We start from the raw sequence: 25,386 nt of genomic DNA, 5'->3' as shown, positions 1-25,386 counted from the left end.
GGGTCTCCTGTCTGGTCCGCTGGCAGTGGTCAGGTGAGGCCGGCGGTGGCGTTGTCCTCCCACCCGTCGACCCGCTGAAAGTAGCCGTTCATAGAGCGGGAGTGCCGGGCCCATCCGCCCTGGTCGGCGATCGTCACGGCGTCTTTCCCGCGCTTGCGGGCGGTCGTGGCCAGGCCGATGCGGAGGCTGTGGCCCGTCCAGGCAAGGTGAGCCCCGGCGCGGCCGCTGATCCGTTTGACGGCCCGGGTGACGGAGTCGGGAACCATACCTCCGGTGACGTTGCCGTGCCTGTCGATGCCGACGAACGCGGGCGCAGTGGGCTCCGACCAACGCGGTGCGGCCTCGGCGGCGAGGCGGGCCCGGTACGCCTTCCACGCCTCCACTGGGCAGACCTCCGGGTCGTCCTGATAGTTGATCTTCGCGTCACGGGCGGAGTGCTTGGTCTTGCCGGTGAGCACCGACACGACCATGCCTCGCGGCGTCAGGGCAACGTCCCCGGCGAGGAGGCCAGCGGGGTCCTGAGCGCGTGAGGCGTAGTGGAAGCCCGTCAGGATGAGCGCCTTGTCCCGGGCCCCGGCGAGGGTGTCGGGGCAGGCCCTCACCACGCGATACAGGTCGGGGACCTCGGCGGCCGCCGCCTGGCCCCGGCCGCGCCGCTCGCCCTCCTGCAGCAGCCGAACGGCCAGGCCGTCCAGCGCCTTGCGGGCAGCCGCCTGGTCGTCGCGGGTTACAGCGCAGCCGCGCTCACGCAGGCCGACGACAGCCCCAGCAAGGATCGTGCTTGCCGACGACGGGGCGTAGCCCTTGCCGTTCTGCTGGCCCTCGCGCAGCATCCACGTCACGAACGCCACCAGCGCGCCCCGGGATCCCTCCCGTTCCGGCAGCTCGGTGACGGCGCAGAAGCGCGTCCACACCCGCCAGCTCTTGTTGTAGGTGTCGACGGTGTTCTCCGGGGTGATCTCCTGCACGACGGCGTCGGCCAGGTCCTCGGCCTCGGCGAGCCGAAGGGCGACCTCGACGCCGTGCCGCTCGGCCCACCGCTCGACGAGCGCCAGCCGATCGGCCAGGACGGGGACCGGGAATGCGATCTCGGTGGTCATCCCCGCTCCTCGGTGAACCCGTAGTCCTCCGGACCCTCGTAAGGCAGTTCGTACTCGGGCTCGGTCTCCATCGACTCCTCGCACTCGTGACACATAGGCGGGGAGCCTGCAGCCGAAGCATCGATTTGCCGGCCGCAGCCGTCACACGGCATGAGGGTCGCGAAGGCCGTCGTGCAGCAGAAGCAGAAGTAGCGGGAGTTGGTCGCTTCGCTGCGCACGCGAACGTCGGCGCCGAGCGCCGCCTCACCGCACATCGGGCAGATGTCTGCCTGCTCCCACGACGGACTCTGCCCCCGGAAGTGCAGGTGGAGCCCCTCCGGGGGCCAGGACGTCGAGCAGAAGCGACACGTCGCGCGGTCGCCCCAGTCGCCCTGGAGCCCTGAGACGGTGCGCGGCTGCACCACAAGGGCCATCTCCTGGCAGGAGACGCACTCGATGGTGCGGTGCTCGACTCCTTCCGCTTTCAGTTCTCCTCCGATCCGGTTCATCCGCTCGCGCACGTAGGAGTTGATGTTGTTCAGCCCCTCGCGCAGACCGTCAAGCGACCGCTCCGTCTCCGTCGTCTCCGGCTCGTCGAGATAGGGCAGGAGCTGGTCCTCGATGAAATGGATCAGGAAGTCGAGTACGGCGCCGGCGCGGGCCTCGACGGCGCGGGCGTTGTGGGTCAGGCCGAAGTGCTGGAGCTTGTTCCGGTCCTCGGTGAGCTTGGTGAGTGCCTTCTGCTCCTTGTCAGTGATGGGAACGCCGACGATGTTCCGAAGCCGCGTGATGGCCTTGTCAGTGGACACGCTGTTGAGCGTGGCTTCCTCCAGGGCCTTCCGGTTGGCCTCGCCGGGGTGGGTGAAGACGAGGGTCCAGTGCTCTGCGAGCAATCGCGCCTTGAACAGCACCTCGACGGCGGCTTGGAGATGGAGCACGGCGTACTTCACGTCCCGGGGCGTCACCTCGGACTCAGTCTCGTCCAGGTGCTCGACGACACTAGCCAGGTAGTCGAGCCCGTTGCGGACCGGCGGGAAGTCGAGCTGCGGCGCGGCCAAGGTCCGAGGCCGGGGCGCCGCCTGCTCCCTCCGCTGGCCCGGGAAGCCCCAGACTGCCGTCCCGGCCGCGCGCAACAGTTCGGGATCGTTCATCAGTGCGGTTCCCCCTGGGGCCAACCGACGCCCGTTTCACTCCTGTTGTCGCGTCGGATAAGGAGAGGTTATCCGACGCCACCCACACGATGATCCCTTCGCCGGACTCCGCCGTTCGATGCGTTCGATTCTTCGTCAGGCGCCTTTCTGCGCCAACGCCTTCTTCTCGGCGTTCCGCTGCTCCCGCTCCAGACGGCTCTTCTTGAGCGCCAGCATCCGTGCTGGCCCTTGGTAGACCTCTTCGAGGATCTCGTCCATCAGCGCGACGATCGCCTCGGCGTCCTCGGGCGGCATCGGCTCATCGGCCAAGTCTCCGTGAGCGATCTCGTTTCCGCCCTCGCGGATCTCGTGCGCCAGCTCCCGCGTGATGTCACGGATGAGGTTCCGCTCGTACATCTCGTCGATCTTTGTGACCAGCGGCCCGCTGGTGATGCCCTTGTCCTTCGCCGTGGCCTCAAGAACCGCCCGGGCCAGAGCCACCGCCCCGCGGCAAGCGCGGATGGCCAGACACGCATGGGCTTCCACGGCCGCGTTAGCTATCTGCTCCGGTACATCGGAGAACTCCTGTCGAGGGATGTGCGTCGGTTGCCACGACAGCTCCCCGTCTCTTGCCATGTCTCGCTTCGGGCTGCCGTAGGCCCCGCTACGGGACACCGTGGCGATGGACAGCCGGTGGCACGCTTCGTTCGAGCACTGAAAGGCTGCCGTGTAGACGTAGGCCAGGTGCCCGGGAAGCTGCTCGGGTTCGGTCACCATCGCCATGTGGGTGCGGTCGCCGCACCAGCCACAGATTGTGCTTGCCATGGGCAGACGATACGCGCGTTGATCGATCCGACGGGAGTGATTAACACACGTTATGCGCATCCCCCAGCGTGGTCGTACCGCGCACCCCAGATACTGGACTCGTGACCGACAGCCCTGAGCGCAAGCCGAACACGAACCGGAACGCCCCCGTCGGCTCCGTCGACATGATGGCCTTCCAGGAGGACGGCACCCCGTACGAGATCTGGCCGTGCGACCACTGCCTCCCCTGGCACGCCGAAGTGGTGCACAGCGAAGGGGAGATCATCGTTCGTGAGTGGCACGCCGTCGACTGCCCGCTCTTCCTGGAGCTGATCGACGACTGACCTGCGCCGGCCGCTGGGCCGGGAGAAGGAACATTATCAAGAGCCAGGCGGGGGCAGGCGGGAACACACGGGAACATCCGGGGACATGAGGACCGTGGGGCGTCCGCCTCGCTACGGTGGGAGCGGCCGCCCTCGCGTCGGCCCGACTCCGAGCCGGACCCGCCCACGCCGGGACGGCGACGAGGACAAGGGGCTCAGCCTCACGCGACGTCAGCCCATAGTGCCCCTTGTGGTCCACCGACGCCACGGCGGCCGATGCGTGGGGTCCGCCGCCGGGAGAGCGACCGGTCCATGACGACCGACAAGCACGCCAAGCGCGCCGCCCGCGACCTCGCGGCCCGTGAGGGCATCTCGTACACGGCCGCCCGCCGCCGCCTCGCGGCCGGGCTGGTCGACCAGGAGCACCGGGAGCCGCGGCCGCCGGTCGCCGTCATGACGACCAGCTCGCCGTGCCCTGAGGGCTGCGACGGCTCGGGCCACCCCGGCACGGCGTGCTGGGCGTGGAGGCCTGCCGATGCGACCAACGGCGCCCGGTGGGAGGTACGGCGCGCTGCAGAACTCCCCGGCGGCCGTGCGGACCAGGTCATGCGGCGCCACGAGGAGGCCAGGGAGAACGCTTCCACGAGGTGGGCGCGGTTCCACGCATGGGAGACGAAGTGGCTGCTCGCCCTGGTCTACGCGATGCTCACGGACCAGCGCCCGGAACTGCTGCCGGACCGCGCGAGGCTGCGGGCCGCCGTCGAGGAGGACGACCTGGCGGCGGTCGACGCGCTCATGGAGCCGCTGGACCGCGCGGCCGCACGCCTTATGACGAAGGTGCCGGCCGTCTGGTGGGGCGAGGTGAAGCCGCGGATCGACGCGTACGCGGACGCCGTGGAGAGCGACGACCGGGAGCTGAGCACCTGGCAGGAAGTCGGCGCACGGCACGTCGTGGGCCGCCTGGTCGACCAGTGGCGCAGGACGTGGGAGCCGACCGTGCGGAACGCGTCGGGTGTCCTGCAGGCGCCGGGCGTGCTGTGGCTCGCGGTCAAGGGGTGGCTGGATGCCCTCCTGGTCGACCGGCACGGCGGCCACGCCCCCGGCGCCCGGGTCCGCTTCGGCGACGGCCGCCCCGCCGTGGTGTACGCCGTGGAGTGGGGCGAGGACGGCCCACCCGTCGCCTACCGCGTCCGGGAGCTGGAACCCGGCAGGCACGGCAACGTGGGCCGCCTGGTGCCCTCACTGACGAGTGACGTCCTGGTCCCGGCCGCCGACACGGGCCCCTTGGACGACTGAGCCGACAGGCATCGGCCGCCCCGTCTCCTGGACCTCGGCGAGGACGATCCCGTTCGCCGGGTCCCTGTGGGTGGGGAGGTACAGCGCCCAGTCCGCGCCGTCGCCCTTGAGCCAGCCGCCGGGCCACGGCGCCGACGTCGACAGCACGCGCCCGGCGAGGGGGCCGCCCGCGAATCGCACGATCATGGTGAAGCTCCGTTCCGAGGCGGGCACCTCCCACCTCACCTCTTGAGGAGGGCTCGGTGCCAGGAGGACAGGGACGCGCAACAGCGAGATAGTGCGAACTGGGCCCAGTTCGACCGGCGCGAGCCCGGCCGGGACGGTCGCATACGTCGGCCGGGGGTGCCGGCCCCGGGGACCGCAGCCGCGAGTGTCGGTGGAGCGTCATTCCGGAGTTGGGGTGCCGGTAAGAACGCTGTCACCGATCCTGCTGGCTTATTCCACGCTGTTCTGTTCCAGATTGAGTGGGACACCTTGGCGGTCGGTTTCCAGCTCAACCGCAGGTAGCTGTCTCTAGGGCCTGTCCGACGGATCATGGGCAGAAGCCAGGAAAGTATGTGCAGGTCACCGGACGATATTCTGGGTGCGCTCCGTGGATGACTATGACAGTCTCCGTGCATGTCGATCGTTGACGTGTCCCCTGAGGTGTCTATCGCGTACGAGAGTTTCGGCGACCCTGGAGACCCGCCAGTCCTGCTGGTGATGGGTTTCGGCGCGCAGATGCTCGCCTGGCACGAGGACTTTTGCCGAGCACTGGCAGACCGCGGCCGTTACGTGATCCGGTACGACAACCGGGACTGCGGGCTGTCCGCCAAGTTCGACGATCATCCTGTGGACATGGGCAAGTTCATCGCCGCCGTCAGCTCGGGAGACATTCCCGCCGCCCTCGCCATGGTTCCCTATCGGCTTCTCGACATGGCGGGTGACGGCCTCGGCCTGCTCACCGCGCTCGGTATCGAACGCGCCCACGTGGTCGGTGCCTCGATGGGAGGGATGATCGCCCAGGTGATGGCCCTCTCCTGCCCGGAGCGGGTGCTGACCTTGACGTCGATGATGTCCTCGACCGGCGAGAGCGAATACGGCCAGTCCAGCCCGGAGGCCCAGGCGGTGCTGTTCAGTCCCAAGCCCGCGGACCGCGAGGGATACGTTGCGGCGGCGGAGCGGGAACTGGTGTGGGCCTCCAAGCGATACGGCGACGCCTCGGTGCTGCGTGAGCTGGCCGCCGCGAGCTACGACCGCGCCTACTACCCCGAGGGGATCGGGCGGCAGCTCGGCGCGATGATCCTCAGCGGTTCACGTGCGGATGCACTGCGTGAGCTGCGGGTGCCGACGCTGGTGATCCACGGCCTGGACGACACGCTGATCGACCCCAGCGGCGGGAAACGCACCGCGGAGCTGGTTCCCGGCGCCCAACTCCTGCTGGTCCCCGACATGGGCCACGATCGCCCGCGTGAACTCTGGCCCGAGCTCATCGATGCCGTGGTGACCCATACCGGTTGAGCAAGCATGGCCAGAGCAGCATTGAGGGGAGATGCGGCTGCTCCGGTACTGGTGCCGGCCTCGAGTACGCCAGGTCTGTCCCAGATCATGGGCGCAGCCAGAGTCGAATCGAGGCGATGATGATGGTGCCGTGGAAGATGTAGGCACGCTTGTCGTACCTCGTGGCCACGGCCCTGCACGTCTTGAGCGCATTGATCGTTCGCTCGACTTCGTTCCTCCTTTTGTAGATCGTCTTGTCGAAGCCCGCAGGCCGGCCGCCCCTGCTGCCGCGGCTCTGGCGGTTGGCCCGCTGGTTCTTCGGTTCGGGGATCGTGTGCTTGATCTGGCGTCGTCGCAGGTATCGGCGATTGCGGCGCGAGGAGTACGCCTTGTCACCGCCGAGACGGTCCGGTCGGGTGCGCGGACGTCCGCCGCCGAGACGGGCGACTCGGACACGTTCCATGATGGGGATGAACTGTGGGGCGTCGCCCCACTGGCCTGGCGTGATCAGCAGGGCCAGCGGGCGGCGTCCGCCTTCCCCAACGAGGTGGATCTTGCAGGTGAGGCCGCCCCGAGAGCGCCCGAGCCCCTCGTCGGAGCGGTGCTGCCGGGGCGTTGATCTTTTCCCGGCACCCGCGGGCGTCGCTTGCGGGCGCCGGCAGCGTGCTGGTGAGCCCGGCAGGAGGTGGAGTCCACGCTCACCATCGACCAGTCGATACGGCCCTCCGCGTCGGCGTCAGCCAGGACAGCGGCGAAGAGCCTGTCCCACGTGCCGTCCGCCGACCAGCGTCTGTGTCTCTCATACACGGTCTTCCACTTGCCGAAACGCGCAGGCAGATCCCGCCAGGGCACCCCCGTGCGATTCCGGTACAAGATCCCGTTGATGACCCTCCGATGGCTCACCCAACGACCGCCCCGCTTAGCGGACTTCGGTAGATGCGGCTTCAGCCGGGCCCATTCCTCGTTCGACAGATCTCCCCGCCTCACGGACAGGCCAACGAGCCAGGCCCGCGAAGGTCACATGATCCGTTGGACAGGCCCTAGGGTGCTCGTGGCGGAAGTTCACTGGTCGGCCCGGAGGTTCCATGTCCCTGCAGATGAAGCTGGTTGCGATAACGCTCGACTGCCCTGATCCGCTGGCTTTGGCGGCGTTCTATCGGCAGGCCACCGGCCTTGAACTGCACCCGAAGTCGGACGCCGACTTCGCGGGCCTCAATGGTGAGCACGGACTCTTCATCGGTTTTCAGCGGGTCGAGGACTACCGGGCTCCGAGCTGGCCCGGCCAAGTCGTTCCCCAGCAGCTTCACACTTGCTTCAAGGTCGATGAGGACTTGGCCGTGGCCGAGGCCCGGTTGCTGGAGCTGGGCGCGAGCAAGCCGGATCACCAGCCGCATGGCGACAGGGCGCGGGTCCTCATCGATCCGGCTGGGCATCCATTCTGCATCAGCTTGCGCTGACTGCCGGATTCACGAGGGCCTCGACCTGTCTGGCACCGGACTTGCCGACACAGGACCGGGACCCAGCCGTACATGCCTACAGAACGGCGGGACTGCCTACACATCGCAGAGACAAGACACGTGCCCAGCGAGGCTGGCGGATCGTTGGTCAGGACAGTAGCGGCCGTCTTGGCGTTCCCGGTCGCGGGTGGGGTGTGGAATGTCGATGCAGCCGAGGCCGTGGCCCACGGTGCCTGAGTTGACCGCGCAGGTGGCGCGGGCGGTGGCGGCACGTGGCCCGTACCCGTTGGCGATGCGGGTCCGTGACGAACTGAGCGAGTTGTTCGCGGACTCCGAATTCGCCGAGGCGTTCGGAGTCAGAGGGCGGCCAGGCTGGTCACCGGGCCAGCTCGCGCTGGTGACGGTGTTGCAGTTCGCCGAGAACCTCACCGATCGCGCGGCAGCGCATCGGGTGCGATACGGCATGGACCTGAAATACGCGCTCGGCCTGGAGCTGGATGATCCCGGGTTCGACGCATCCGTGCTGTCCGAGTTCCGCGCACGGCTGGTCGAGCACGGGATGGAGGAGAAGGTGCTCGACCTGCTGCTGACCGCCCTCAAGGACCGGGGCCTGGTGAAGGCCGGAGGCAGCAGCGCACCGACTCCACCCGCGTGCTGGCGGCGGTACGCGACCTGAACAGGCTGGAGCTGGCCGGGGAGACGCTGCGGGCCGCGCTGGAAACGCTGGCCTGCGCGGCCCCGGACTGGCTCGCCGAGGCGCTGCCCGTTCGGGAATGGGCCGAACGCTACGGCCCGCGGATCCACTCCTGGCATCCGCCGGCCTCCACGAGCAAGCGGGAGGAGATGGCTCTGGTCTACGGCCAGGACGGGTTCATGCTGCTGGAGGCGGTGCATGCCCCTGATGCCCTGGCCTGGCTGCGCGAGCTCCCGGCGGTGCAGGTCCTGCGCACGATGTGGGTGCAGAACTACCACCGCACCGTGTCAGAGGCCGGAGCGGAGGTGAAGCGGCGGGAGAGCAATGACCTCCCGCCCGGCAGACTGCGGCTGGCCTCCCCGTACGACACCGACGCCCGCTACGGCCTCAAACAGGGCTCCTGGTGGACCGGCTACAAGATCCACATCAGCGAGTCCTGCGACGATGCCGATGACCAGGACCCGGCTGCCGACGGCCAGGCGCTGATCCCCGGAGCCGACGGGCCGCCGCCGCGCTTGATCACCAGCATCGCGACCACCGACGCCACAGTGACCGACGCGGAAATGACCGAACCGGTCCATCACATGCTCGCCGCCCGCGATCTCCTGCCCACCGAGCACTTCCTCGACTCCGGTTACGCCTCGGCCGAGTTGATCGTGGGCATGAAGAAGAACTTCGGCGTCACCCTGGTCACCCCCGTCCTGATGAACAGCTCACCCCAGGCGCGTGCCGGCGCCGGCTTCGACCGCACCGCTTTCACCATCGACTGGGACAAGCGGCAGGCCACCTGCCCACGCGGGGACACCAGCACCTGGTGGAGCCCCGCCACCCTGCGCGGCACCAAGGCCATCGTCATCAAGTTCGACAAGGAGACATGCCGCCCCTGCCCGGTGCGCGGCCAGTGCACCCGCTCGAAGACCGGCGGCCGGACCCTCTCCCTGCAACCTCGCGAGCTGCAAGAAGTCCTCGACCACGCCCGCCTCCAGCAGAGCGGCGAGCAGTGGCGAGCAAAGTACGGAACCCGCGCGGGCATCGAGGGAACCATCCACCAGGCGGTCGCGGTCACCGGGATGAGACGTGCCCGCTACCTCGGTCTCCAGAAGACCCACCTGGAGCACGTCCTCTCCGCCGTTGCACTCAACCTCATACGCCTCGATGCCTGGTGGAACGGCCACCCGCTCGACCGCACCCGCGTCAGCCACCTTGCCCGCCTCGACAAAGGCGCACACCGAGGCGCGGGCGTCGACGCGGGTTCACCGCAAGAGGTTGGTCTACTTCTCGGAGTGGCTGGCGGAGGTGCCCACAGAGACGGCGTTGGCGGTGACAATCACGGTGATGGCCAGCCACGATGCCGCACCGAGGTGCTGGTCAAGGACGAGCATGCCGATCAGAGCGGCGAACACCGGGTTGACGCTCATGAAGATCCCGAAGAAGCGGGCGGGGACCCGGCGCAGCGCGAGCAGGTCGGCGAGAAACGGCACCGCGGAGGACAGCACACCGGCAGCCAGCGCGCACAGCAGGGCGCCGACGGTGGGCTGGTGGAGCCACAGGACCGCAGCGCCGAGGGGCAGGTAGAGCAGGCCGGAGACGGCCGCGGCGGCGGCCGATCCCTGCAGCCCGGGCAGGCGCTCGCCCACGGTGCGGTTGAGCAGGATGTAACAGCCCCAGCAGACGGCGGCGATCAGGGCCAGGCCGATGCCGAGATAGTCCGTGCTGGGCCGGGGGCGGGTGAGGACCACCACGCCCACCGCGGCGGCGAGAGCACAGGCCAGATCGATACGCCGGCGAGAGCTTGCCAGCGCCACAGCGAGCGGGCCGAGGAACTCCAGAGTGACCGCCAAGCCGAGCCCGATCCGGTCGATCGCCGCATACAGCGTGAGGTTCATGGTCGCGAACACCGCGGCAAGGCCAAGGACAGGACGCCACTGCGCGGCGGTGAATGAACGCAGGTTCGGCCGGCCGGCGCTCAGCAGCACCACGGCGGCCACCCACTGGCGCACCGCCACCACTCCCGCCGGCCCCAGCACCGGGAAGGCGAGCGCGGCTATTGATGCTCCGACCTGGTTGGACAGGCCGCTGCCCATCATCAGCGCCACCCCGGACCACCGGGGCGACGACGCCTGCGCCGCGGCGGCCGAAGTCTCTGCGCGAGCTTCGAGTGTCATGGCACGACCATCCGCCAGACCGACGCATACGCAAAATGCATCCGAACCCCCAGCTATACGCTGGACGTATGGATGGTCGTACGGAACTGGAGCTGCGGCACCTGCGTTGCCTGGTCGAGATCGTCGACACCGGCAGCTTCACCGACGCCGCGATCGAGCTGGGCGTCTCCCAGGCCGCGGTCTCCCGCACACTGCTCGCACTAGAGCGCATCCTCGGCGTGCGACTGCTGCACCGCACCAGCCGCACTGTCACCCCCACCACCGCAGGCGTGCAGGTTCTCGCCCGCGCCCGGAATCTCCTGGTCGACGCCGACGAACTGGTCCACCAGGCCACCACCGGCCACACCCGGCTGCACATCGGCCACGCCTGGTCCGCGATGGGCCGCCACACCGCCGAGTTCCAGCGCCGCTGGCACGACCGCTACCCCAACGTCGAACTCCACCTGATCCGCCACAACACCCCCACCGGCGGCCTCGCCGAGGGCCTGTGCGACCTGGCCGTCCTCCGCACCCCCGTCGACACCCGCCGCTACGCCCACGCCCTCGTGGGCCACGAACGCCGCTACGTCGCCCTCGCCTCCGACGACCCATGGACCAGACGTCGCAACATCCGCCTGGCGGAGATCCGCGAGCGCACCCTAGTGGTGGACCGCCGAACCGGCACCACCACCTTGGAACTGTGGCCCGAAGACGCCCGCCCTGCCGTGGAGTACACCCGCGACGTCGACGACTGGCTCGCCACCATTGCCGCTGGCCGCTCTGTCGGCGTCACCCCGCAGGCCACCGTCGCCCAGTACCGCCGCGACGGCATCACTTATCGCCCCCTGCGCGACGCTGTCCCTGTCCCCGTCCACCTCATCTGGGGCCGACAGGACCCCCACCCGGCCACCCACGCCGCCGTCGCCCTGCTCTCTGACCTCTACCGTGAAGACGCCTGACACCCGAGCCCATGGTCTACCCTCCGAGCTCCAGGCACTGATCGACGCAGTCACCACCGGACTCTCCCTCGCCGCGTGACCGAATAAGCCAGCAGGATCGTCACCAGCCCCAAACGGCGGTGATCTTGCGCGGGTGCCACTGCGGGAGCTAGGGAGCACGGCCGATCCTGCGCGGACCCGGGTCTCGGGCCTGTTGCCGAAGTTGGCAGCACATGGACTTCCGATCGCCGAGGATGAATCGGGGCCCTTGCTCACAGGGCTTCCGGAGCGACTGGTCAGAGGAGAAGGCATGAGCGGAGAGCATCTGATTTCCGATGACGAGACCCGTCAGTTCGCGGAGGGGTTCCTGGCAGCTTCTCCTTGGCTCGGCGATGCCGAGTGGGAGCGCATCGTGATCGGCCCGAACGCTGACTATCTCGCTGGGTTCGATGGCGCCTTCCCCGCTGATGCCGAACTCGCCGAAGGGCAAAGGTGGTCCTGGCGGGTGTCGTTCTCCGATCCCACAGGAACGAAGAAGACCCTCTACCACGAGGCGGTCCTGAAGGGGCTCAGCCACATCGTCTATGGAGACCACACAGGCCCTGAGGGCTTTCGCTACATGCGCATCCAGCAGTGGTTCACCGAGCCGACCGAAGCTCGACGGACGATCCAACTGTCCGCGTCAGATCACTCGTCGATCTGCCAGTGCGCCCTGTACGGCAAGATCGTCTTTTCCACGGGGGAGGCGGAGGACCTGTTCGGCAAGAAGCTGGACCTGTTCGAGGACCAGCGGCCAGGCGGTGACCAAGCTCCTGACGGACTCAACGCCTGACTGAGCTTCATCCAGGACGAACCGGAGGGCCCGCGCCGACGATGGCGTGGGCCCTCCGGGGTCTCGCCGCGGCCCCCTCTGCATGCCATTCGGGTGAACGGCGAACGGCCTAGGCTGTCGAGTTCGGGTTCATCCCGCCCATCCACGGGACGACGTCGCTGTCCTTCAGCGCCACCAGGCGACGCCAGGTGTACACCCAGACGTCCAGGCTCGCATTGTCGATGCCGCAAGCCGACAGAAAGGCGAGGTACCGCTCGTATTCCGGCACTGTCGGCGTTCCGCGGAGCATGTCGCTCACCGTGCTGCGACGCAGGAGGCCATCGGAGCGCTTCTCCAGTTCCCTCAGCGGGGGCTTGCCTCCCCACACGTGCACGGCCCTCAGCGCCTCCTGCAGTTCACCAGCATCCGCAACCCTGATGGGGTCTGGCTGACCGAACCTTGGCACGAAGGTCCGGTACGTCCTCTCCGGCCTTCGCACGCGGCCGCGTGCTGCCTGTTCCGCCCTCTCCGGCCTTCGCACGCCGCCGGGCTGCGCCTGTTCCGACATGGCGCCTTTGGCCGTCTTGCGGCGCTGAGCTTCAAGCTTGTCTCGTGTGCTCAGGAGGTCGCGACGCAGCTGACCGGTGATCTCGAGTACGTCCATCAGGCGTGCCAGGTGGCTTTTGGCCGGGAGCCTGTGCCCGTTCAAGACCTTGTGGTTCATGACGATGCTGACACCTGCGGCCTCGGCCAACTGCGCGCTGGTCATGCCCGCTCGTTGCATGGCGTCTACGAGCTTCCACGAGAGCACCCAGTACTCTCCCCGCTCTACCGCAGCCATGCGGTACCTCGCCGCCGGCTAAGAGCTCGGCGCAGGTCTTCGTTCAGGCCGACCAGCGCCTCGACAGCGGCTGCGGCGACGACGGCCGCGACCACCTCGGCCGGGTGGTCGAGCCAGAGCCACAGCAGGACGAGCGCGGAGAGGCCAGCAACGGGGGTCCGGCCGAAACCGAAGGTCTTGCGCGATTCTCCGGGTGCGTACACGCACCCGGAGGCCAGGGGATAGAGAAGCTGGAAGACCCAGCCGACTCCAGGAACGTAAGTGAACATGAGCTGACCGCCTTTCAAGCGGACGGATGGCCTGGACTGACGCGGCGTCGACGAGGGCTTCGCGGGTCCCTCACGCCTTGCTTTTGAGTCTTACGGGGCCACAGACGGCTGCACAACTCGCCTATATACGGAGCCAGTTGTTCCCCTTAGGGATGCCATCAGCGTTAGCCCGCAACGCTCCTGACGGAACGTAAGCGGCAAATCATCGTGAAATGAAAGGCTGACGACTCTGCTGGGACCTCTTGATTGTCTGATGGTGTCCGGCAGCGTCCATCACCCTGTTCACGAAACCCGTGGCCTCGAAGTAGTGAGATGCAAACTTGTCCGGTGTCGTCCGACAACGTCCGAAAATTTGGCGTCCCGGCGACGAAACAACGATGGTGACTCTGGTGAGCTGTCCGTTCGGAATGGCCTGGACGTGCTCTCATTCGGAGTGTGTTTCGCGGCACCCTCCACGTGACCGAGGTCACATCCCGAAAGGCCCGCATCCTTGCGGGTGCGGGCCTTTCGGGGTTCCGGCGCATCCCTCGAAGGGCTTCAACCCGGTTCAACCCGGCCGGCCGCGGCGGGTGTTGTGGCGTGGCGGGTCAGGCGTCGGGTTCCTCGTCGGGGAGGTCGTCCAGGAGCGCGGCGAGGGCGGCCACGTCCTCCAGCTCGGTCCAGTCGTCGGCGGCCGCGACGTCCAGCAGCCCGGCCAGTTCCGCCGGGTCGACGCCGAACCGGGCCTCCGCCCAGACGGCGAACGCCTCGTCGGGGTCCTCGGGCAGCGGCCGGTCCTGCGAGTCCTCGGGCGTCTCCTGACGCGCCGTGTGGACGGTCGGGCGGGCAGTCCGGGCCTTGAGGTCGTCCAGGGGCGGTAGGACGGCGAGAGCGGCCGCCAGGGCTTCGGGGCTGCCCTCCCGGTGCCATAGCTCCATGCCGCGCTGCGCCCAGCGCCACGCGGTCGACGGCGAGACGCGGAACGCCCCGGCGATGTGCCGGTACGGGAGGCCGGCGGCCGCCAGGACGGCGACCGTGCGCAGGTGGTCCCGGTCGGCCTCCTCCTCCTGGCGCTCCGCCTCGTCCAGCTCCTCGCGCGTAGGTCGGCCGTCCAGGATGGTGGCGAACACGGCCCGGGGCCGCTCGTGCTCGGGCACCAGGCGCTCGAAGAGGTCAGCCGCAGTGAGGGGCGCGCGGCGGATCTCCTCGGCGACGGCGACCTTCCACGGCCAGTAGACCTCTGCGTACCAGCGCTCACGGCGGGCCCGGCGCTCCTCGGGCGGGGCGGACGGGTCTGCCTTCGGCGGGCGGGGTGCCCAACGCTGACGGAGCGGCCACGGGTGCAGCTTGCCCCCGTCGACGCGCCACAGGGTGGTCACGTCCGGGTCGTGGGGGTCGCGGACGGCGTACGTGCCGTCAGGCAGGCGCGGGACGACGGGACGGGCGGCGAGCTGGGAAGCGGACGCCATGCGCTCCTCCTGGTGGTCGTTGTCATAGTTCGCATCCCTTGTCACCCAGTGAGCGAACGCTCAGCGGGCGAAAGGGCCTGGTCGTGGAGTGGTGGGGTCGGCGGGAACGGGCGGATTCCGGGGCGTAGAGGGGCTGGGAGTGCCCGGGAAGAGCCTCCCGGCCGTCCCTACAGGCCAGGGAAGAGGTCGGCCAGGAGAGCGCTCATGGCGGGGTCGACGGGCCGGTCAGCGCGCTCCTGGAGGTGGATAGCCCTGTCGGCGGCCTCCATGAGTCGTCGCGCTGCACCCGTGGCACCGCGTCCGCCGCGCTCGATGAGCCTGGACATCTGTAGGGCGACCTCCCGGTGCAACACGGCGGCGGGTGCGGTGACCTCCTCCAGGGCGCGCAGTACGGCGACGGTCAGTTCACCGTCCGGTGGGGGCGGTGTGCCGTCCTCGTCGGCAACGGCGGCACTCAGCAGGTCGGAGGCCGTCGCGGCGAGGGACATGCCGCGGCGGGCGGCGAGCGCGGTCAGGGCCTCGTGGACGGCCGGGGAGACGCGGGTGGTCAGCGGCTTGGACGCCATGGGGCGGGCCTCCGGTGGGGTATGGCACTCGGGGTCAGGGGCGCATACAGGCTCACCGGTCGTGACCTGCACGGATGTGTAGCGGTACGGAGGCTCGGCCCGCGCGAGGGTCAACAAAAGTCAGCGTTTGTGCAGCACTTCCGTAGCCCTTCTGCGGCTCCTCGCCGGGCCGGGAGCGGGGAGGGGTCACCGGTGGCCGGCCTTTCCCGTGGCGCGATCGGACGGAGGGATGCGGGCCTGCTCGAACGCCTCCTCCTGGCGGGCGAGGTCGGCGGCCGCGGCCTCCAGGACGTCCGGGGCGATCCAGCCGAACGGCTCGTCCGGTGGCTCCGTGGCCCGGGGGACGTCGTGCCAGGCGGTGACGCCGTAGCGCTTCGCGGTGGTCTCCAGCCACCCGGAGCGGTAGCCGGTGTCATGCCAGGCCCGGGGCAGGGCGAGGGCGACGTACAGGGCGGAGGCGGCCCGGGCCCACGAGTTGCGGCCGCGAGGCTGGAGTCCCCAGCAGCGCAGGCAGAGGTGCCCGGATACGTGGACGTCGGCGCGCAGCGTGCGCTCCGGGATGCCGGGGGCGGCGCACAGCCAGCACCGATTGTCCTCGGGGCGGCGGCTTCCGACGATGCTGTCGGCGGCGGTGGGCTTGCTGGCCTTCACGGGTGATCCTCTCGGGTCGGTGGGGCGGTGAGGTGGTCGACGGCGGCCGTCCAGTCGGGGACGGCGGAGGGCGTGAGGGTGAGCACGTCGGGAGACCGGCGTACGACGACTCCGGCCGCGAGGGCTGCGGCGAGGTAGCGCACGGCGTCCTCGGTGCGCAGGCAGGCACCGCGGGCGAGGTCCTGGACGACGTCGACACCGTGGCGCGGGCGGACGTGTCCGACCTCGTCGGCGCGGTCGTGGAGGACGTCCAGCAGCCCGAGGAACCGGGAGCGCAGCAGGACGGCCGGCATCGTGGCTTCCCACTCGCGGGCGAGCTGCCCGAGGTAGGCGGCCGGGACGGGTCCGGCGGACGGTCGGTTGATGAGGTCGACGGCAGGCATGGGCGCCTCCGTGCTCGTGGGTGTCGCCAGGCCCTAAACCATCGGCGTCAGGAGGCGGCGCGGTGGCCGGCCTCCGGGTGGTGCAGCGCGCCAGGCCCAGAACCATGCAGCGCGCGGGCGACGTCAGGCGGTCGCCGTGGTGTCCCCAATTGGGGACATGCCGGAGCGGCGGCGCTCCAGCTCGGATCGGTGGACGCGGACACGGTGGCCGGTCGGCCCGAGGCGCTGTACGCGCATATCCGGGTCGGCGGCGATCCAGCGGGACACGGTCTTGGGGTGGACCTGGAGGGCGGCGGCGAACTGGGCGCGCGTCAGCCACTCGGGGCCGTCGTCGTCGGCGGTGCCCACGGGGCCTCCTTCGCTCGGGTGCGGGCGGACGTCCCAGCCGGTCCCATGCGGGGACAGCCGGGAGCGGCCGGGCACCTTAACTCATTCCGGCCCCTTGCGGGGTCGGCGGAGGACGGGCCGCTCGTGAGACCGGACGTCAGGGCCGTGACCTGCGGAGAGGGGGGCGTCGTGGAACTCGTGAGACCGTCCTACGCGCGCGGGCTCGCACGAGGCGACGACGGCCGCGAGGTCGGAATCGTTCCGCACCCCGCAAAGGTTGTTGGGTTCTTGTTGTTGGGTTTCTTCTTGTTTACGTGCGCTGTAGCGCATCAGGCCAAATGCGGTGTCGCGTACGAGGCCTGATGCGGTGTAGCGCATCAGGTGCCGAATCCTCGTGCGCTGTGGCGCATCAGGTGGACGGCCCCGGAACGCAGAAAGGCCCCCGGCCGCGCCCTCCGTGGAGGGGCGGCCGGGGGCCTTGTGTGTGGGGTTAGTCGACCAGCTCGATACCGATGGCCAGGCACCCCAGCGCTTCCTTGTCCGGCGGGTAGATGCTCCGGATGTTGGCCAGTTGCTCCTCACGGGTCGCATCGGGGTTCACCTGGGAGGGCCCTTCGGCGTCCAGGAGTTCCTCGAACGAGGCGTACTCGGCGACCCGTGTCACCCGCGTCATGCATGACCGGTCGGTGTTCTTCACGGCGAACCGGATCAGGTCACCGGCGGCCAGGCCGTCGAACTTCGGGTACTTCACCCGCACTTCCCGGGTCTTGCGGCCGGTGGCCACGAGGTCGAAATACTGGGGGTACAGGTTCAGCTCGATGACGCGGGCTGAGGTGGTGCGACTCATGTGGTCGGGCTCCCTGTGGGTACGGACATCAGCCGCGCGAGTTCCGCAGCCGAGTACGAGCGGAAGAAGTGCCGGGGGTGGGACAGCAGCAGTCCCGCCAGGTTCAGCAGGCGGTCCGCGAACTCCTCCACGGTGCCGGGCCACTTCCGGGTGTCGAGCATCCAGGGTTCGGCGCCTGCGGGCAACGCCGCCTCCCCGGAGCGGATGAGGCTCTTGGAGAGCTTGGCGCCCGTCTCGGCGACGATCATCGGGCAGAACAGCCGAGCGGGCAGTTGGCCCCGGGTCAGGCCCACGGCTTGGAGCGCGCCGTCGACCAGGAGGCTTCCGGGCATCCAGTCGGTGCCCTTGACCATCACCTGGAGGACGTCGGCCTCGGCGAGCGCGGCGAGTTCCTTGACCATGTTCCGGTACAGGGTGGCGAGGTCGAGGTAGCCGCCGCCGGTGGGCGTGATGGTGGCCGCGTAGGGGCCGTGGTGCAGGCAGACCGCCGACACACGGGCGAAGCCGCGGCCGGCGAGTTCCAGACGGGTGCGCTGCGCGTACTTCTCCGCCCACCCGCAGGACTGCGGGCAGGGCACCCGCAGGTGCGGCACTCCCGTGGAGGGAGCCAGCCAGAGGCTTGCGGCGTCCAGGCGCGGCAGCACCCGCAGCCACGTCTCCCGGAACAGGCCGGTCGCCTGCTGCTGCGAGTAGGTCTCCACGCCGTACGGCACGCCCAGCCGCTCCGACAGGGCGTCGAACAAGGATGGGTAGAGGGCGCCTACCAGGCCGGTGATGCCGTCCGTACCGAGGGCGTGGGCGTAGGCCCGCTGGTAGCGGTTCCCCGATTCGGGGTCGGTGACGATCTCGTGCGGCGCGTTGTCCAGTGCCGAGAACCGGACCTCCACGGGCAGGCCGTGGCGGTCGTGGAGCAGGGCGGCCATGGCGAACGCCATCGACTGCACCAGAGAGGTGCCGGCGTGCGGGGCGCCGTTGATCTGCGTGCCCACCACCAGGGCGATCCGCTGCGGCTTGTTGGCGTGGATGCGCGGCGCGAGGACGTCCTCCACGTTCGTCAGGGCGTTCGCGAGGACGGTGTTCGGGCTGATGAGTGTCACGGTGTTGCCTCGTCTCGTGTCGGTGACCTGCTGGCTGCGTGGGCCGGGCCGGTGAACGTGGACGGGCTGAGGGCGGGTCACTCGAAGCGGACGCCGGGGCCGTCGATGTCGGGCGGCCGGGGGCGGACGGACAGGCGCACCGTGCCGTCCTCCAGCGGTTCCAGCGCCACGGCGTGCCAGGACCCGTCAGGGCCTCCGGTGGAGTCCGGTTCGAACGCGGTGACCGGGATGGTCAGGGAGCCACCGTGCGCCATGAGGACGGCGACGAGCATGGAGTGCGAGAGGTCTTCGGGCCGGACCGGGCGGCCGTCGAGGGTCACCGGTCGGCCTCCGCCGCGTGCAGCTGCTCGCCGTGCTCCTCGTCGTCGTCTGGGTCGTCCGGGTACGGGGTGACGTGCCCGCAGTGGTGGCACCGCTCGCCGTCCCGGCCGTCGAAGGTGGAGCCGGTGCACACGGGGCAGTCACCGCGCTCCAGCACGGGCAGGCCGCCCCGGGCGCAGGACGGGCAGCGGTTCACCAGGCCCCCGGCGGTGATGCTCCAGCCGACCCGGGCGGCGGCGTGCTGGGCGGCGTCAGGCCCGAGCTGGGGAGCGGCGAGGTAGAGGGCGAGGCAGGCGGACGTGTCGCATCCGACTGCGCGGTGTAGGGCCATGAGGCGGGTTCTCCGTTCGTGCGTGGTGGTGGCGGCCGGTCGGCCTGCGGGGCCCTCGGGACGCCCTGTGCGGGCGTGCTGAGGGCCGGGCAGGGCGACCGGGCGGTCAGTTGCGGACGTCGTTGCGGTTGCGGGCGAACATGCCGCGCGCGGTGCTGCTGACCTCGGTCTTGTTCGTGACCTGGACGGAGCCCTTGAAGACGTTGGTGGTGTGCGACCGCTTGGCCTTGGCGATGGCCGCGCCGATCGCCGTAGCGAGCACCGCAGCGCCGACGAACGGCGCGAGGATGATCAGCGCGAACGTCTGGAGGCTCGGCAGGCTCACCAGGGACAGGCCCTTGAAGACGAGCCAGGCGGCGCACCCGAGGCCGGTCGCCCCGGCGCCGACTCCGAGGGAGCCGACCGCGAGGCCGGCCGCCCAGGAGGGCACGATGCGCTTGTCGTCCTGCCACACGGGCGGGGTGTCGGTCTCGCCGGTCTTCGGCACGGGCGTCTCGTCGCGGAACGACGTCACCAGGGCGGGCTGCTGCTCGGGCTGGTAGGCGCTCTCTACGTCGGCGATGAGCGCGCGGACGTGGGGCGGGAGCGGCCGGGACTGCTCGGGGCGGGTCGGTTCCATGGGGGTCCTCCTGGGCGGGTACGAGGACGGCCCCCGGCGGGTGTGCCGGGGGCCGTGCGTGGGGCAACAGGAAGGCCCGGAGCCGAGGTGCTCCGGGCCTGGCGCGCGAGGGCGGGCGGTCAGTCGTCGTCGGGGGTGGTGTTGGTCGCGCCGCAGTTCCAGCAGTCGAACTCACCCGGCAGCTCGTAATGGGTGGTGCTCCAGAAACCGCGGGGCTTCCCCCAGACGACACAGGTCGTGCCGCATCGCCAGCAGTCGAATTCGAAGTCCATGACGGTCAGCATGGCGGCCTCCGGGGACGTCGGGGGAGGTATCTGCCGGACGTCCCCGGAGGGGCGGTCAGTCGCCCGAGGGAGCGGCGGGCAGGGCCCACATGCCGCGCTCGGGCTGCTCCAGCTCGCCGTGTGACTTCATCTCGGACAGGGTCGGCGCGATGTTCCGCACCTGGCGGCCGCCGTCCGCGTTCACCTTCGCCTGGAGGTCGTGCTTGTTCAGCGGGCCGTCGGCGAGGGCGTCGAGGATGCGGCTGCGGGTGGACGGGGCGCTCTTGCCCTTGGACGGCGGCGGCATGAGGCCAGCGCCCGGGGCGGTGGGGTCCATCGTCGGCCCGGCCGGGGACGGCGAGGGCGGGGCGAGGAGCGGACCGGCGAGGTAGGCCGTGGACTCCGGGTCGACCCCGGCGGCCTCCAGGCCCTCCGCCAGGGCGTGCGCGGCCGCCACGTCGTGCACGGTGATCGGGCCGCCCCGGGCCGCGTAGACGCCGCCCATGTGCGGGACGGATTCGGCCTCAAGCCGGGCGGGCTCGCCCGGGCCGTACAGATCCACGATGGCCGGGTCCAGGCCGGCGACGGGGACCGGGGAGCCGACCCGGAAGAACCGCATGAGGGCGGTCGGCCGGGGCGAGCCGAGGAGGTACGCCTGTCCGGCCGTGGAGGTGCCGGGGACGTCGGTGCCGGTGCGCTCGAACCGGGAGCGCAGAACGGGCGGGCCGCTGCGCCTCGGGATCGGGACCAGGTCCGCGCCCAGGGGCAGGAGACCGTCCGAGACGAGCGCGGCCATCATGTTGGACGACCAGCGCAATAGGACGACGTCGCCCTCCTTGAGCATGGCGCGCAGGGTGTCCGAGCCGCCCAGCTCCTCGATGTGGCCGGCCTGCGCGGCGATGCTGATGCCGACGCCGACCGACCGGCCCAACCGCCCGATCTCCTTGATCAGGTAGGCGGCCTCGTCGCGGAACGGGCTGCCCTCCTGGAGGAGCCGGTTCGCCTCGTCGATGCGGATGTTGACCAGCGGGTCCGGGTCGCCGACGACGAAGTACGACCGCCCGAGCTTGGCGTACCGCTCGGTGCGGAGCATGACCAGGCACAGCCCCGCGCGGAGCTGCATCATGGCCTCTTGCTCGGTGGTCGCCCTCCAGTCGACTTGCCCCCGGGCCTCCGGGACGGACTGGCCGCCCTTGAGGTCCGACAGCCACGAGACGATCCGGGAGCGCTTCTCAGCGGCGAGGACCAGCTGTAGGGCGCGGGACTTGCCCGCGCCCGTGGTGCCGAACATCGCGCCGCGCTGCGCGCCCGAGCCGGGCTCGTACAGCCGCATCCGGGCCGCCATGCCGTCGTGGTGGCGGCCCACGGTGATGAACCCCTCAGAGTCCATCACCAGGTCCTCGGGGCGGGCGTAGCGCAGGTTCTCCAGCGGCGGCTTGCGGTACGCGGTGATCAGAGCCCGGGACAGGCCGTCAGTCTCGACAGCCACGCACGCCGGGTCCTTGCCCCCGAGCGCGGAGACCAGGGCGGCGTGGTTGTACGTGATCAGTTCGCCGGGCCGCCGGGCGACCTCGATCTCCACGAAGTCAGGGGCGCGCATCACTGGTCCTGGTCCTCCTTGTCGATGTGTCCGGCGCGGACCGCGACGACGGTCGTGCCGGGCATGGCGGTCGGGGCGATCTTCTGCGCCCACAGCTCCGCGAAGTCCTCGGGGCCACCGGCCGCGACGGCGCCGACCCGCAGGCGGCGGTACCCGGCGCCCCTGCCCTTGACGGGCCCCACGGCGAACAGCTTTTCCTCGATGTCCATGAGGGCGGACAGCCGCGGAACGCTCACGGCCGGGACGGGCTGGCCGGGGACGTCGGCGACGATCCACGCGGCGAACTCCTTGGGGCCCACGGCGGCGATCCGTTCCAGGTGGGTCCCGGGGGCCGGGCCGCCCTCCACGGCGGCGTGTGCGGCCCACCAGGACGCCAGGCGTTCCTCCAGGGCGCCGGTCAGTTGCACGGCCGGGCCGCCCTGGACGGCGACGGCGTCGCCGATGTGCTCGTACACGGCGACGGCGGCCTCGTTGCCGGCCGCTTCGGTCGCCCAGTCGCGGGCCTGCTTGGACGGGCGGAGCCACCAGGTGAGGGCGGTCCATCCGGCAGCCGCCAGGACCTCCCACCAGTGGATGCCCGGGGCGAACTGGAAGGCGACGGCCTCAGCAACGCAGGTGAGGGCGGGGGCGGCGTACATGGTGCGCAGCCATCCGGGGGCCGCCTCCCCGGCCGGGGCCATGGACACCAGGTAGCCGCCCCCGGCGGCGATCCCGGCAGCGGGCAGGGCGACGGCAGCGGCTTCGGGGACCACGAGGGAGGCCGCCAGGACGGCGGCCCCTCCCACGGTGCCCACGCGCCCGGCGGCGTCTCGGGTGTGTCCGACGACGGCGCGCACTCGGTCCAGCGGGGGCAGCGGCACAGCAGTGCCTCCTTCCGGGGTCAGCGGTTGCGGTAGAAGTTCCGGTTCGCCATGGGGACCGTCATGGACGTCGCGACGTCGTTGACGGCCCCGTAGTCGCCCTCGTGGGCGGCCTTGGCCTGGTCGAACATCACGCTCATCTCGTCCACGGTGTTGGCCATGCGCTGGGCCCGGGCGAGGGAGGCGCGCATCACCTTCGCGGCGTCGCGGTGCTCGCCCACGGTGTCCGCGTCAACGGCCGGGCGGAGGTTGGCGGCGAGGTCGGCGAGGTGGTCGACGCTCTTGGCGCAGTCGCCGATGTACCGGTACGTCTCGCGGACCCGGGCGCCCACACCCCGGAGGGCGAGGCCGGCGGACGCAAGCTTGGCGACCATGGCGGTGAACTGGATGCCGTAGCCGACAGCGGCGACGACGGCCCCGGCCGCGCTGGCGGCCGTGGCGGCGGCGCCCCCGCCGCCGCCCTGCGGGGCGGGGGTGAAGTCCGGGGCGGGGGCGGGGAGGTTTTCCGACATGAGCAGCGGGCTCCTTATCCGTGGTACTCGACTTCGGCCGGGGCGGCGTGCCCGTGGTCGCTGGTGGTGTCGGCGAGCGGCTTGTGCCGGGCGGCGGCGTTCTTGCCCGCCGCGCTGATCGCCTCCGAGGCGGCCGGGAGCGACTTGGCGAGTGCGTCGGCGTCGGCTGCCAGGACGGCGGCTTTCTCCTGGAGGCGGCAGGCGTACCGGAACAGGGCGCCCGGGATCTTGAGGCGGACGATGGTGGCCTTGAGGTCTTCCATGTGACCGACCAGCGCGCGGGCCGCCTTGGCGTCCTCGCGGGCGGTGTCGACGCGGGCGACGATCTCCTCCGCCGCGTCTTCGTCGGCGTCGACCAGGTCGTAGATCGTCAGCTCAGCCGCGCCGCTGTCGTACGAGGGGGCAGCCATGGCGGCGACCCCTTCGGCGATCGCGGAGGGCGTGGCGGGCAGCTCGCTCACAGGCGTTGTCTCCTTACTCGCAGGGGCGGCCGCGGTGCGGGCCGCCGGGATCGGGATGGGGCCGGGCTCGGGTTCGACCAGCTCGGCGACGTCGACCAGGACCCATCCGCCGTCGACGCCGCGCAGCTGCTCCCACGCCTGTCCGGCCGGGGCGTCCGGCGGTGGTGTGTCGCCGTCGGCGACGACCAGCTCGGGCAGTTCGACGGTCGCGGCCTCGCCGCCGTCCTCGCGCTCCATGACGACGACGTACGGGTCAGTGACGGCCGGGGGCGGTGTGAGGGGGCCGTAGCCGACCCACGGGCCGCCGCCCGGGCCAGGTCCCCAGGGCGACGCTCCGGGGCCGCCGGGGGGCGCTCCTGGACCGCTGGGGGGTGCGCCGGGTCCGGTGGGCGTCGGGCCCGGGCCGGGCGGCGTGGGGCCGGTAGTCCCGGCGGCCGCAGCGGCGGCGGCAGCGGCTGCTGCGGCCCGCTGGCGGCGCTCCCAGCGCGCTTCGGCCCGGGCCGTGATCCGGTCCCACCGGGTGCGGGACCAGCGGCGGGTGTGCCGGGCCACGCGACGGCCGTTCTTGTTGAGGTAGCGGCCCGTCTTCCGGGCGGCCGGGGGCGTGACCCGGGCGAGGTAGCGGCCGCCCTGGCGGACCAGGCGGCCGGTCCGGCGAGCGGCGCGGACGGTGGCCCGGCGGGCGAGGGCGCGGGCCTTGGCTCCCCTGGTGGCCGGTGTGGTCGGGGTCCTGGTCGCCGGGCTCTTGGACCCGCCGCCCTTCCCCTTCCCGCCCTTGCCTTTGCCCTTGCCGCCCTTCCCCTTCGGGCTGGTCGACGCGGGCGAGGTGCCGGTGCCCTTGCCGCCCTTGGATCCCTTCGGCCCCTTGCCCTTGCCCTTGCTCTTGCGGGTGGACGTCCCCGAGCCGCCCGGCGACGATCCGCCGCCGCTGCTCCCGGAGCCGCCGCCCTTCGGCTTGCGGCGCTTGATCCCCTTGGGGCCGCGCAGGGCCTTCCCGCTGCCGTCCCCGTCGCTGCCTCCGTCCTTGCGCTTCCGGCGGCTGCTGCCGGGCGGCTTCGATCCGGAGCCGCTGCCCGAGCTGGGCGACGTTCCCGAGCCGGACCCGTTCTTGCGCTTGCTGCCCGGGCCGGTGCCGCCCTTCCCGCTGTGCGTGGCGGCGGGCGGCCTCGAGTTGCCCCCGCCGGGGCGAGTGGAGCCACCCGCGCCGCGCGAGCCGGACCCGGAGCGGAACGTCGCCGGGGCGCGGCCTCCGCCGCTCCCGCCTCCCGGCCGGCCGCCGCTACCGGAGCCGGTGCCAGTGCCGGCGCGTCCTCCGCTACGCGTCGCGCGGCCGAACTCGGGACCGGAAGGCACCCGGCCGCCGCCCTTCCCGGCTGCCTTCGCGGCTGCCTTGGCGGCCTCCTCGCGGACCGTGCGGTGATGCTCCGCCCGGGCCCGGCACCAGGAGGCGAGCGCCACGGTGCCGCGCAGGCACGCAACGGTGATCGCGGAGGCCACCATCACCCCGAGCGTGGCGGCCTCGCGGGGGGTCATCCCGCCGTCCTGGTGGACGGTCACCGCCTGGTCGTCGTCGCCGCCCTGGTCCTCGTCGTCGGGGGCGAGGGCGGGCAGCGTCAGGGCGAGGGGCGGGGCGAGTTGGGCACCCGCGAGGGCCGGGAACGCGGTCAGCAGATCGGATTCCGGTTCCAGGTCGGCGGGCGGTGCCGTGGGCGGTGGAGGCGGGGCGGTCGTGCCGCCGTCGCCGATGGGCGGCCGCAGTCCTCCGAGGGCCGGGAACGGGATCACCCGGCCGTCCTCGTCGTCGCTGGACATGATCGTTAGCCCTCCTTCCGGTG

30 protein-coding genes and 1 pseudogene are annotated in these 25,386 nt (G+C 70.9%); 8 read left to right on the top strand and 23 right to left on the bottom strand.

What is annotated here, in order from left to right; translation table 11 throughout:
• Positions 1-29 precede the first annotated feature (29 nt).
• The 3 genes from ACIRP7_RS14000 to ACIRP7_RS13990 all read right to left on the bottom strand — a co-directional run bounded on the left by ACIRP7_RS14000 (position 30) and on the right by ACIRP7_RS13990 (position 3,034).
• Positions 30-1,100, bottom strand: coding sequence for an integrase (locus tag ACIRP7_RS14000; protein WP_403657845.1), 1,071 nt, complete (start codon positions 1,098-1,100; stop codon positions 30-32).
• On the bottom strand, positions 1,097-2,230 hold the full coding sequence (locus tag ACIRP7_RS13995) for a serine/arginine repetitive matrix protein 1 (protein WP_403657842.1): 1,134 nt from the start codon (positions 2,228-2,230) through the stop codon (positions 1,097-1,099). The genes ACIRP7_RS14000 and ACIRP7_RS13995 overlap by 4 nt, the downstream gene beginning before the upstream one ends.
• Positions 2,231-2,365: 135 nt before the next feature.
• On the bottom strand, positions 2,366-3,034 hold the full coding sequence (locus ACIRP7_RS13990) for a DUF4145 domain-containing protein (protein WP_403657839.1): 669 nt from the start codon (positions 3,032-3,034) through the stop codon (positions 2,366-2,368).
• A 101-nt stretch (positions 3,035-3,135) separates the two neighbouring features.
• Here ACIRP7_RS13990 and ACIRP7_RS13985 point away from each other — a divergent pair, with 101 nt between their 5' ends.
• Both ACIRP7_RS13985 and ACIRP7_RS13980 read left to right on the top strand, forming a co-directional pair.
• Entirely contained in the window at positions 3,136-3,357 is a 222-nt protein-coding gene (locus ACIRP7_RS13985) for a hypothetical protein (RefSeq protein ID WP_403657837.1), read from the top strand.
• Between the two features lie 291 nt (positions 3,358-3,648).
• Positions 3,649-4,632 carry a hypothetical protein gene (locus ACIRP7_RS13980; RefSeq protein WP_403657834.1) on the top strand — a complete coding sequence of 328 codons (984 nt, stop codon included), beginning with the start codon at positions 3,649-3,651 and terminating at the stop codon, positions 4,630-4,632.
• Here the strand turns inward: ACIRP7_RS13980 and ACIRP7_RS13975 are convergent.
• Positions 4,576-4,818: a hypothetical protein gene (locus tag ACIRP7_RS13975; RefSeq protein ID WP_403657831.1), complete on the bottom strand. Its 243-nt coding sequence runs from the start codon at positions 4,816-4,818 to the stop codon at positions 4,576-4,578. The two genes, ACIRP7_RS13980 and ACIRP7_RS13975, sit on opposite strands and share 57 nt — an antisense overlap.
• Positions 4,819-5,250: 432 nt before the next feature.
• Between ACIRP7_RS13975 and ACIRP7_RS13970 the strand changes: the two genes are divergently transcribed.
• Positions 5,251-6,132, top strand: a complete 882-nt coding sequence (locus tag ACIRP7_RS13970; RefSeq protein WP_403657828.1) for an alpha/beta fold hydrolase — start codon at positions 5,251-5,253, stop codon at positions 6,130-6,132.
• An 85-nt stretch (positions 6,133-6,217) separates the two neighbouring features.
• On the opposite strand, the gene ACIRP7_RS13965 is transcribed toward ACIRP7_RS13970, so the two are convergent.
• A protein-coding gene (locus ACIRP7_RS13965) for an IS5 family transposase (protein ID WP_403657825.1) occupies positions 6,218-7,098 on the bottom strand; the annotation gives its coding sequence in 2 pieces (ribosomal slippage) (positions 6,218-6,738 and positions 6,738-7,098; 882 coding nt in all).
• A gap of 98 nt (positions 7,099-7,196) precedes the next feature.
• Between ACIRP7_RS13965 and ACIRP7_RS13960 the strand changes: the two genes are divergently transcribed.
• From ACIRP7_RS13960 to ACIRP7_RS13950, 3 genes and pseudogenes are all read left to right on the top strand, one after another.
• Positions 7,197-7,568, top strand: a complete 372-nt coding sequence (locus ACIRP7_RS13960; RefSeq protein WP_403657822.1) for a VOC family protein — start codon at positions 7,197-7,199, stop codon at positions 7,566-7,568.
• A 238-nt stretch (positions 7,569-7,806) separates the two neighbouring features.
• Positions 7,807-8,244 carry a transposase gene (locus ACIRP7_RS13955; RefSeq protein ID WP_403657819.1) on the top strand — a complete coding sequence of 146 codons (438 nt, stop codon included), beginning with the start codon at positions 7,807-7,809 and terminating at the stop codon, positions 8,242-8,244.
• 167 nt (positions 8,245-8,411) lie between these two features.
• A pseudogene (locus tag ACIRP7_RS13950) lies at positions 8,412-9,356 on the top strand (transposase); the annotation flags it as partial.
• Positions 9,357-9,533: 177 nt separating this feature from the next.
• Here ACIRP7_RS13950 and ACIRP7_RS13945 read toward each other — a convergent pair.
• Positions 9,534-10,349, bottom strand: coding sequence for an EamA family transporter (locus ACIRP7_RS13945; protein WP_403658426.1), 816 nt, complete (start codon positions 10,347-10,349; stop codon positions 9,534-9,536).
• Between the two features lie 146 nt (positions 10,350-10,495).
• On the opposite strand from ACIRP7_RS13945, the gene ACIRP7_RS13940 reads away from it, so the two are divergent.
• Together ACIRP7_RS13940 and ACIRP7_RS13935 are read left to right on the top strand one after the other, a co-directional pair.
• Positions 10,496-11,365 (top strand): LysR family transcriptional regulator, encoded by an 870-nt coding sequence (locus ACIRP7_RS13940; RefSeq protein ID WP_403657816.1) that lies wholly within the window; start codon positions 10,496-10,498, stop codon positions 11,363-11,365.
• Between the two features lie 289 nt (positions 11,366-11,654).
• Positions 11,655-12,176 carry a hypothetical protein gene (locus tag ACIRP7_RS13935; protein WP_403657813.1) on the top strand — a complete coding sequence of 174 codons (522 nt, stop codon included), beginning with the start codon at positions 11,655-11,657 and terminating at the stop codon, positions 12,174-12,176.
• A 109-nt stretch (positions 12,177-12,285) separates the two neighbouring features.
• Here the strand turns inward: ACIRP7_RS13935 and ACIRP7_RS13930 are convergent, their stop codons facing one another.
• The 17 genes from ACIRP7_RS13930 to ACIRP7_RS13850 all read right to left on the bottom strand — a co-directional run bounded on the left by ACIRP7_RS13930 (position 12,286) and on the right by ACIRP7_RS13850 (position 25,363).
• Positions 12,286-12,939 (bottom strand): helix-turn-helix domain-containing protein, encoded by a 654-nt coding sequence (locus ACIRP7_RS13930; RefSeq protein ID WP_403658423.1) that lies wholly within the window; start codon positions 12,937-12,939, stop codon positions 12,286-12,288.
• Between the two features lie 44 nt (positions 12,940-12,983).
• The gene (locus tag ACIRP7_RS13925; RefSeq protein WP_403657810.1) at positions 12,984-13,265 is read right to left on the bottom strand and encodes a hypothetical protein; all 282 of its coding nucleotides are present in this window, start codon (positions 13,263-13,265) and stop codon (positions 12,984-12,986) included.
• A 587-nt stretch (positions 13,266-13,852) separates the two neighbouring features.
• Positions 13,853-14,713 (bottom strand): helix-turn-helix domain-containing protein, encoded by an 861-nt coding sequence (locus tag ACIRP7_RS13920; RefSeq protein ID WP_403657807.1) that lies wholly within the window; start codon positions 14,711-14,713, stop codon positions 13,853-13,855.
• A 167-nt stretch (positions 14,714-14,880) separates the two neighbouring features.
• Positions 14,881-15,279: a hypothetical protein gene (locus ACIRP7_RS13915; RefSeq protein WP_403657804.1), complete on the bottom strand. Its 399-nt coding sequence runs from the start codon at positions 15,277-15,279 to the stop codon at positions 14,881-14,883.
• A 186-nt stretch (positions 15,280-15,465) separates the two neighbouring features.
• A complete protein-coding gene (locus ACIRP7_RS13910; protein ID WP_403657802.1) occupies positions 15,466-15,930 on the bottom strand; it encodes a hypothetical protein in 465 nt (154 codons plus the stop codon).
• Positions 15,927-16,313, bottom strand: a complete 387-nt coding sequence (locus ACIRP7_RS13905) for a hypothetical protein (RefSeq protein WP_403657799.1) — start codon at positions 16,311-16,313, stop codon at positions 15,927-15,929. Before ACIRP7_RS13905 ends, ACIRP7_RS13910 begins: the two co-directional genes overlap by 4 nt.
• Positions 16,314-16,436: 123 nt before the next feature.
• A complete protein-coding gene (locus tag ACIRP7_RS13900) occupies positions 16,437-16,661 on the bottom strand; it encodes a hypothetical protein (RefSeq protein ID WP_403657796.1) in 225 nt (74 codons plus the stop codon).
• A 469-nt stretch (positions 16,662-17,130) separates the two neighbouring features.
• Positions 17,131-17,487 (bottom strand): ASCH domain-containing protein, encoded by a 357-nt coding sequence (locus tag ACIRP7_RS13895; RefSeq protein WP_403657793.1) that lies wholly within the window; start codon positions 17,485-17,487, stop codon positions 17,131-17,133.
• Positions 17,484-18,584, bottom strand: coding sequence for a hypothetical protein (locus tag ACIRP7_RS13890; protein ID WP_403657790.1), 1,101 nt, complete (start codon positions 18,582-18,584; stop codon positions 17,484-17,486). The genes ACIRP7_RS13895 and ACIRP7_RS13890 overlap by 4 nt, the downstream gene beginning before the upstream one ends.
• Before the next feature lie 77 nt (positions 18,585-18,661).
• Complete coding sequence (locus tag ACIRP7_RS13885) at positions 18,662-18,904, bottom strand: pRL2-19 (protein ID WP_403657786.1); 243 nt, start codon at positions 18,902-18,904, stop codon at positions 18,662-18,664.
• Positions 18,901-19,236, bottom strand: coding sequence for a hypothetical protein (locus ACIRP7_RS13880; protein ID WP_403657783.1), 336 nt, complete (start codon positions 19,234-19,236; stop codon positions 18,901-18,903). The genes ACIRP7_RS13885 and ACIRP7_RS13880 overlap by 4 nt, the downstream gene beginning before the upstream one ends.
• A gap of 106 nt (positions 19,237-19,342) precedes the next feature.
• Positions 19,343-19,855 (bottom strand): hypothetical protein, encoded by a 513-nt coding sequence (locus ACIRP7_RS13875; RefSeq protein WP_403657780.1) that lies wholly within the window; start codon positions 19,853-19,855, stop codon positions 19,343-19,345.
• Between the two features lie 119 nt (positions 19,856-19,974).
• The gene (locus tag ACIRP7_RS13870) at positions 19,975-20,127 is read right to left on the bottom strand and encodes a hypothetical protein (RefSeq protein WP_389158633.1); all 153 of its coding nucleotides are present in this window, start codon (positions 20,125-20,127) and stop codon (positions 19,975-19,977) included.
• Positions 20,128-20,194: 67 nt separating this feature from the next.
• Positions 20,195-21,718: a transfer protein gene (locus ACIRP7_RS13865; RefSeq protein ID WP_403657777.1), complete on the bottom strand. Its 1,524-nt coding sequence runs from the start codon at positions 21,716-21,718 to the stop codon at positions 20,195-20,197.
• Positions 21,718-22,578 (bottom strand): hypothetical protein, encoded by an 861-nt coding sequence (locus tag ACIRP7_RS13860; protein WP_403657774.1) that lies wholly within the window; start codon positions 22,576-22,578, stop codon positions 21,718-21,720. Before ACIRP7_RS13860 ends, ACIRP7_RS13865 begins: the two co-directional genes overlap by 1 nt.
• A gap of 20 nt (positions 22,579-22,598) precedes the next feature.
• On the bottom strand, positions 22,599-23,090 hold the full coding sequence (locus ACIRP7_RS13855; RefSeq protein ID WP_403657771.1) for a hypothetical protein: 492 nt from the start codon (positions 23,088-23,090) through the stop codon (positions 22,599-22,601).
• Positions 23,091-23,104: 14 nt separating this feature from the next.
• Positions 23,105-25,363: a hypothetical protein gene (locus tag ACIRP7_RS13850; RefSeq protein ID WP_403657768.1), complete on the bottom strand. Its 2,259-nt coding sequence runs from the start codon at positions 25,361-25,363 to the stop codon at positions 23,105-23,107.
• Positions 25,364-25,386 lie beyond the last annotated feature (23 nt).

This window comes from Streptomyces sp. NPDC102270, from assembly GCF_044766405.1.
Taxonomy (GTDB): domain Bacteria; phylum Actinomycetota; class Actinomycetes; order Streptomycetales; family Streptomycetaceae; genus Streptomyces.
Note: the sequence above shows the minus strand (reverse complement) of the source record. Positions and strands in the feature narration are given on the sequence as shown.

Bases quoted from the DNA above. Each gene is read 5' to 3' on its own strand.
- ACIRP7_RS14000 (WP_403657845.1), bottom strand. From the start codon at position 1,100: ATGACCACCGAGATCGCATTCCCGGTCCCCGTCCTGGCCGATCGGCTG.
- ACIRP7_RS13995 (WP_403657842.1), bottom strand. From the start codon at position 2,230: ATGAACGATCCCGAACTGTTGCGCGCGGCCGGGACGGCAGTCTGGGGC.
- ACIRP7_RS13990 (WP_403657839.1), bottom strand. From the start codon at position 3,034: ATGGCAAGCACAATCTGTGGCTGGTGCGGCGACCGCACCCACATGGCG.
- ACIRP7_RS13980 (WP_403657834.1), top strand. From the start codon at position 3,649: ATGACGACCGACAAGCACGCCAAGCGCGCCGCCCGCGACCTCGCGGCC.
- ACIRP7_RS13975 (WP_403657831.1), bottom strand. From the start codon at position 4,818: ATGATCGTGCGATTCGCGGGCGGCCCCCTCGCCGGGCGCGTGCTGTCG.
- ACIRP7_RS13970 (WP_403657828.1), top strand. From the start codon at position 5,251: ATGTCGATCGTTGACGTGTCCCCTGAGGTGTCTATCGCGTACGAGAGT.
- ACIRP7_RS13960 (WP_403657822.1), top strand. From the start codon at position 7,197: ATGTCCCTGCAGATGAAGCTGGTTGCGATAACGCTCGACTGCCCTGAT.
- ACIRP7_RS13945 (WP_403658426.1), bottom strand. From the start codon at position 10,349: ATGATGGGCAGCGGCCTGTCCAACCAGGTCGGAGCATCAATAGCCGCG.
- ACIRP7_RS13940 (WP_403657816.1), top strand. From the start codon at position 10,496: ATGGATGGTCGTACGGAACTGGAGCTGCGGCACCTGCGTTGCCTGGTC.
- ACIRP7_RS13935 (WP_403657813.1), top strand. From the start codon at position 11,655: ATGAGCGGAGAGCATCTGATTTCCGATGACGAGACCCGTCAGTTCGCG.
- ACIRP7_RS13930 (WP_403658423.1), bottom strand. From the start codon at position 12,939: ATGCAACGAGCGGGCATGACCAGCGCGCAGTTGGCCGAGGCCGCAGGT.
- ACIRP7_RS13925 (WP_403657810.1), bottom strand. From the start codon at position 13,265: ATGTTCACTTACGTTCCTGGAGTCGGCTGGGTCTTCCAGCTTCTCTAT.
- ACIRP7_RS13920 (WP_403657807.1), bottom strand. From the start codon at position 14,713: ATGGCGTCCGCTTCCCAGCTCGCCGCCCGTCCCGTCGTCCCGCGCCTG.
- ACIRP7_RS13915 (WP_403657804.1), bottom strand. From the start codon at position 15,279: ATGGCGTCCAAGCCGCTGACCACCCGCGTCTCCCCGGCCGTCCACGAG.
- ACIRP7_RS13905 (WP_403657799.1), bottom strand. From the start codon at position 16,313: ATGCCTGCCGTCGACCTCATCAACCGACCGTCCGCCGGACCCGTCCCG.
- ACIRP7_RS13895 (WP_403657793.1), bottom strand. From the start codon at position 17,487: ATGAGTCGCACCACCTCAGCCCGCGTCATCGAGCTGAACCTGTACCCC.
- ACIRP7_RS13880 (WP_403657783.1), bottom strand. From the start codon at position 19,236: ATGGCCCTACACCGCGCAGTCGGATGCGACACGTCCGCCTGCCTCGCC.
- ACIRP7_RS13875 (WP_403657780.1), bottom strand. From the start codon at position 19,855: ATGGAACCGACCCGCCCCGAGCAGTCCCGGCCGCTCCCGCCCCACGTC.
- ACIRP7_RS13870 (WP_389158633.1), bottom strand. From the start codon at position 20,127: ATGGACTTCGAATTCGACTGCTGGCGATGCGGCACGACCTGTGTCGTC.
- ACIRP7_RS13865 (WP_403657777.1), bottom strand. From the start codon at position 21,718: ATGCGCGCCCCTGACTTCGTGGAGATCGAGGTCGCCCGGCGGCCCGGC.
- ACIRP7_RS13855 (WP_403657771.1), bottom strand. From the start codon at position 23,090: ATGTCGGAAAACCTCCCCGCCCCCGCCCCGGACTTCACCCCCGCCCCG.
- ACIRP7_RS13850 (WP_403657768.1), bottom strand. From the start codon at position 25,363: ATGTCCAGCGACGACGAGGACGGCCGGGTGATCCCGTTCCCGGCCCTC.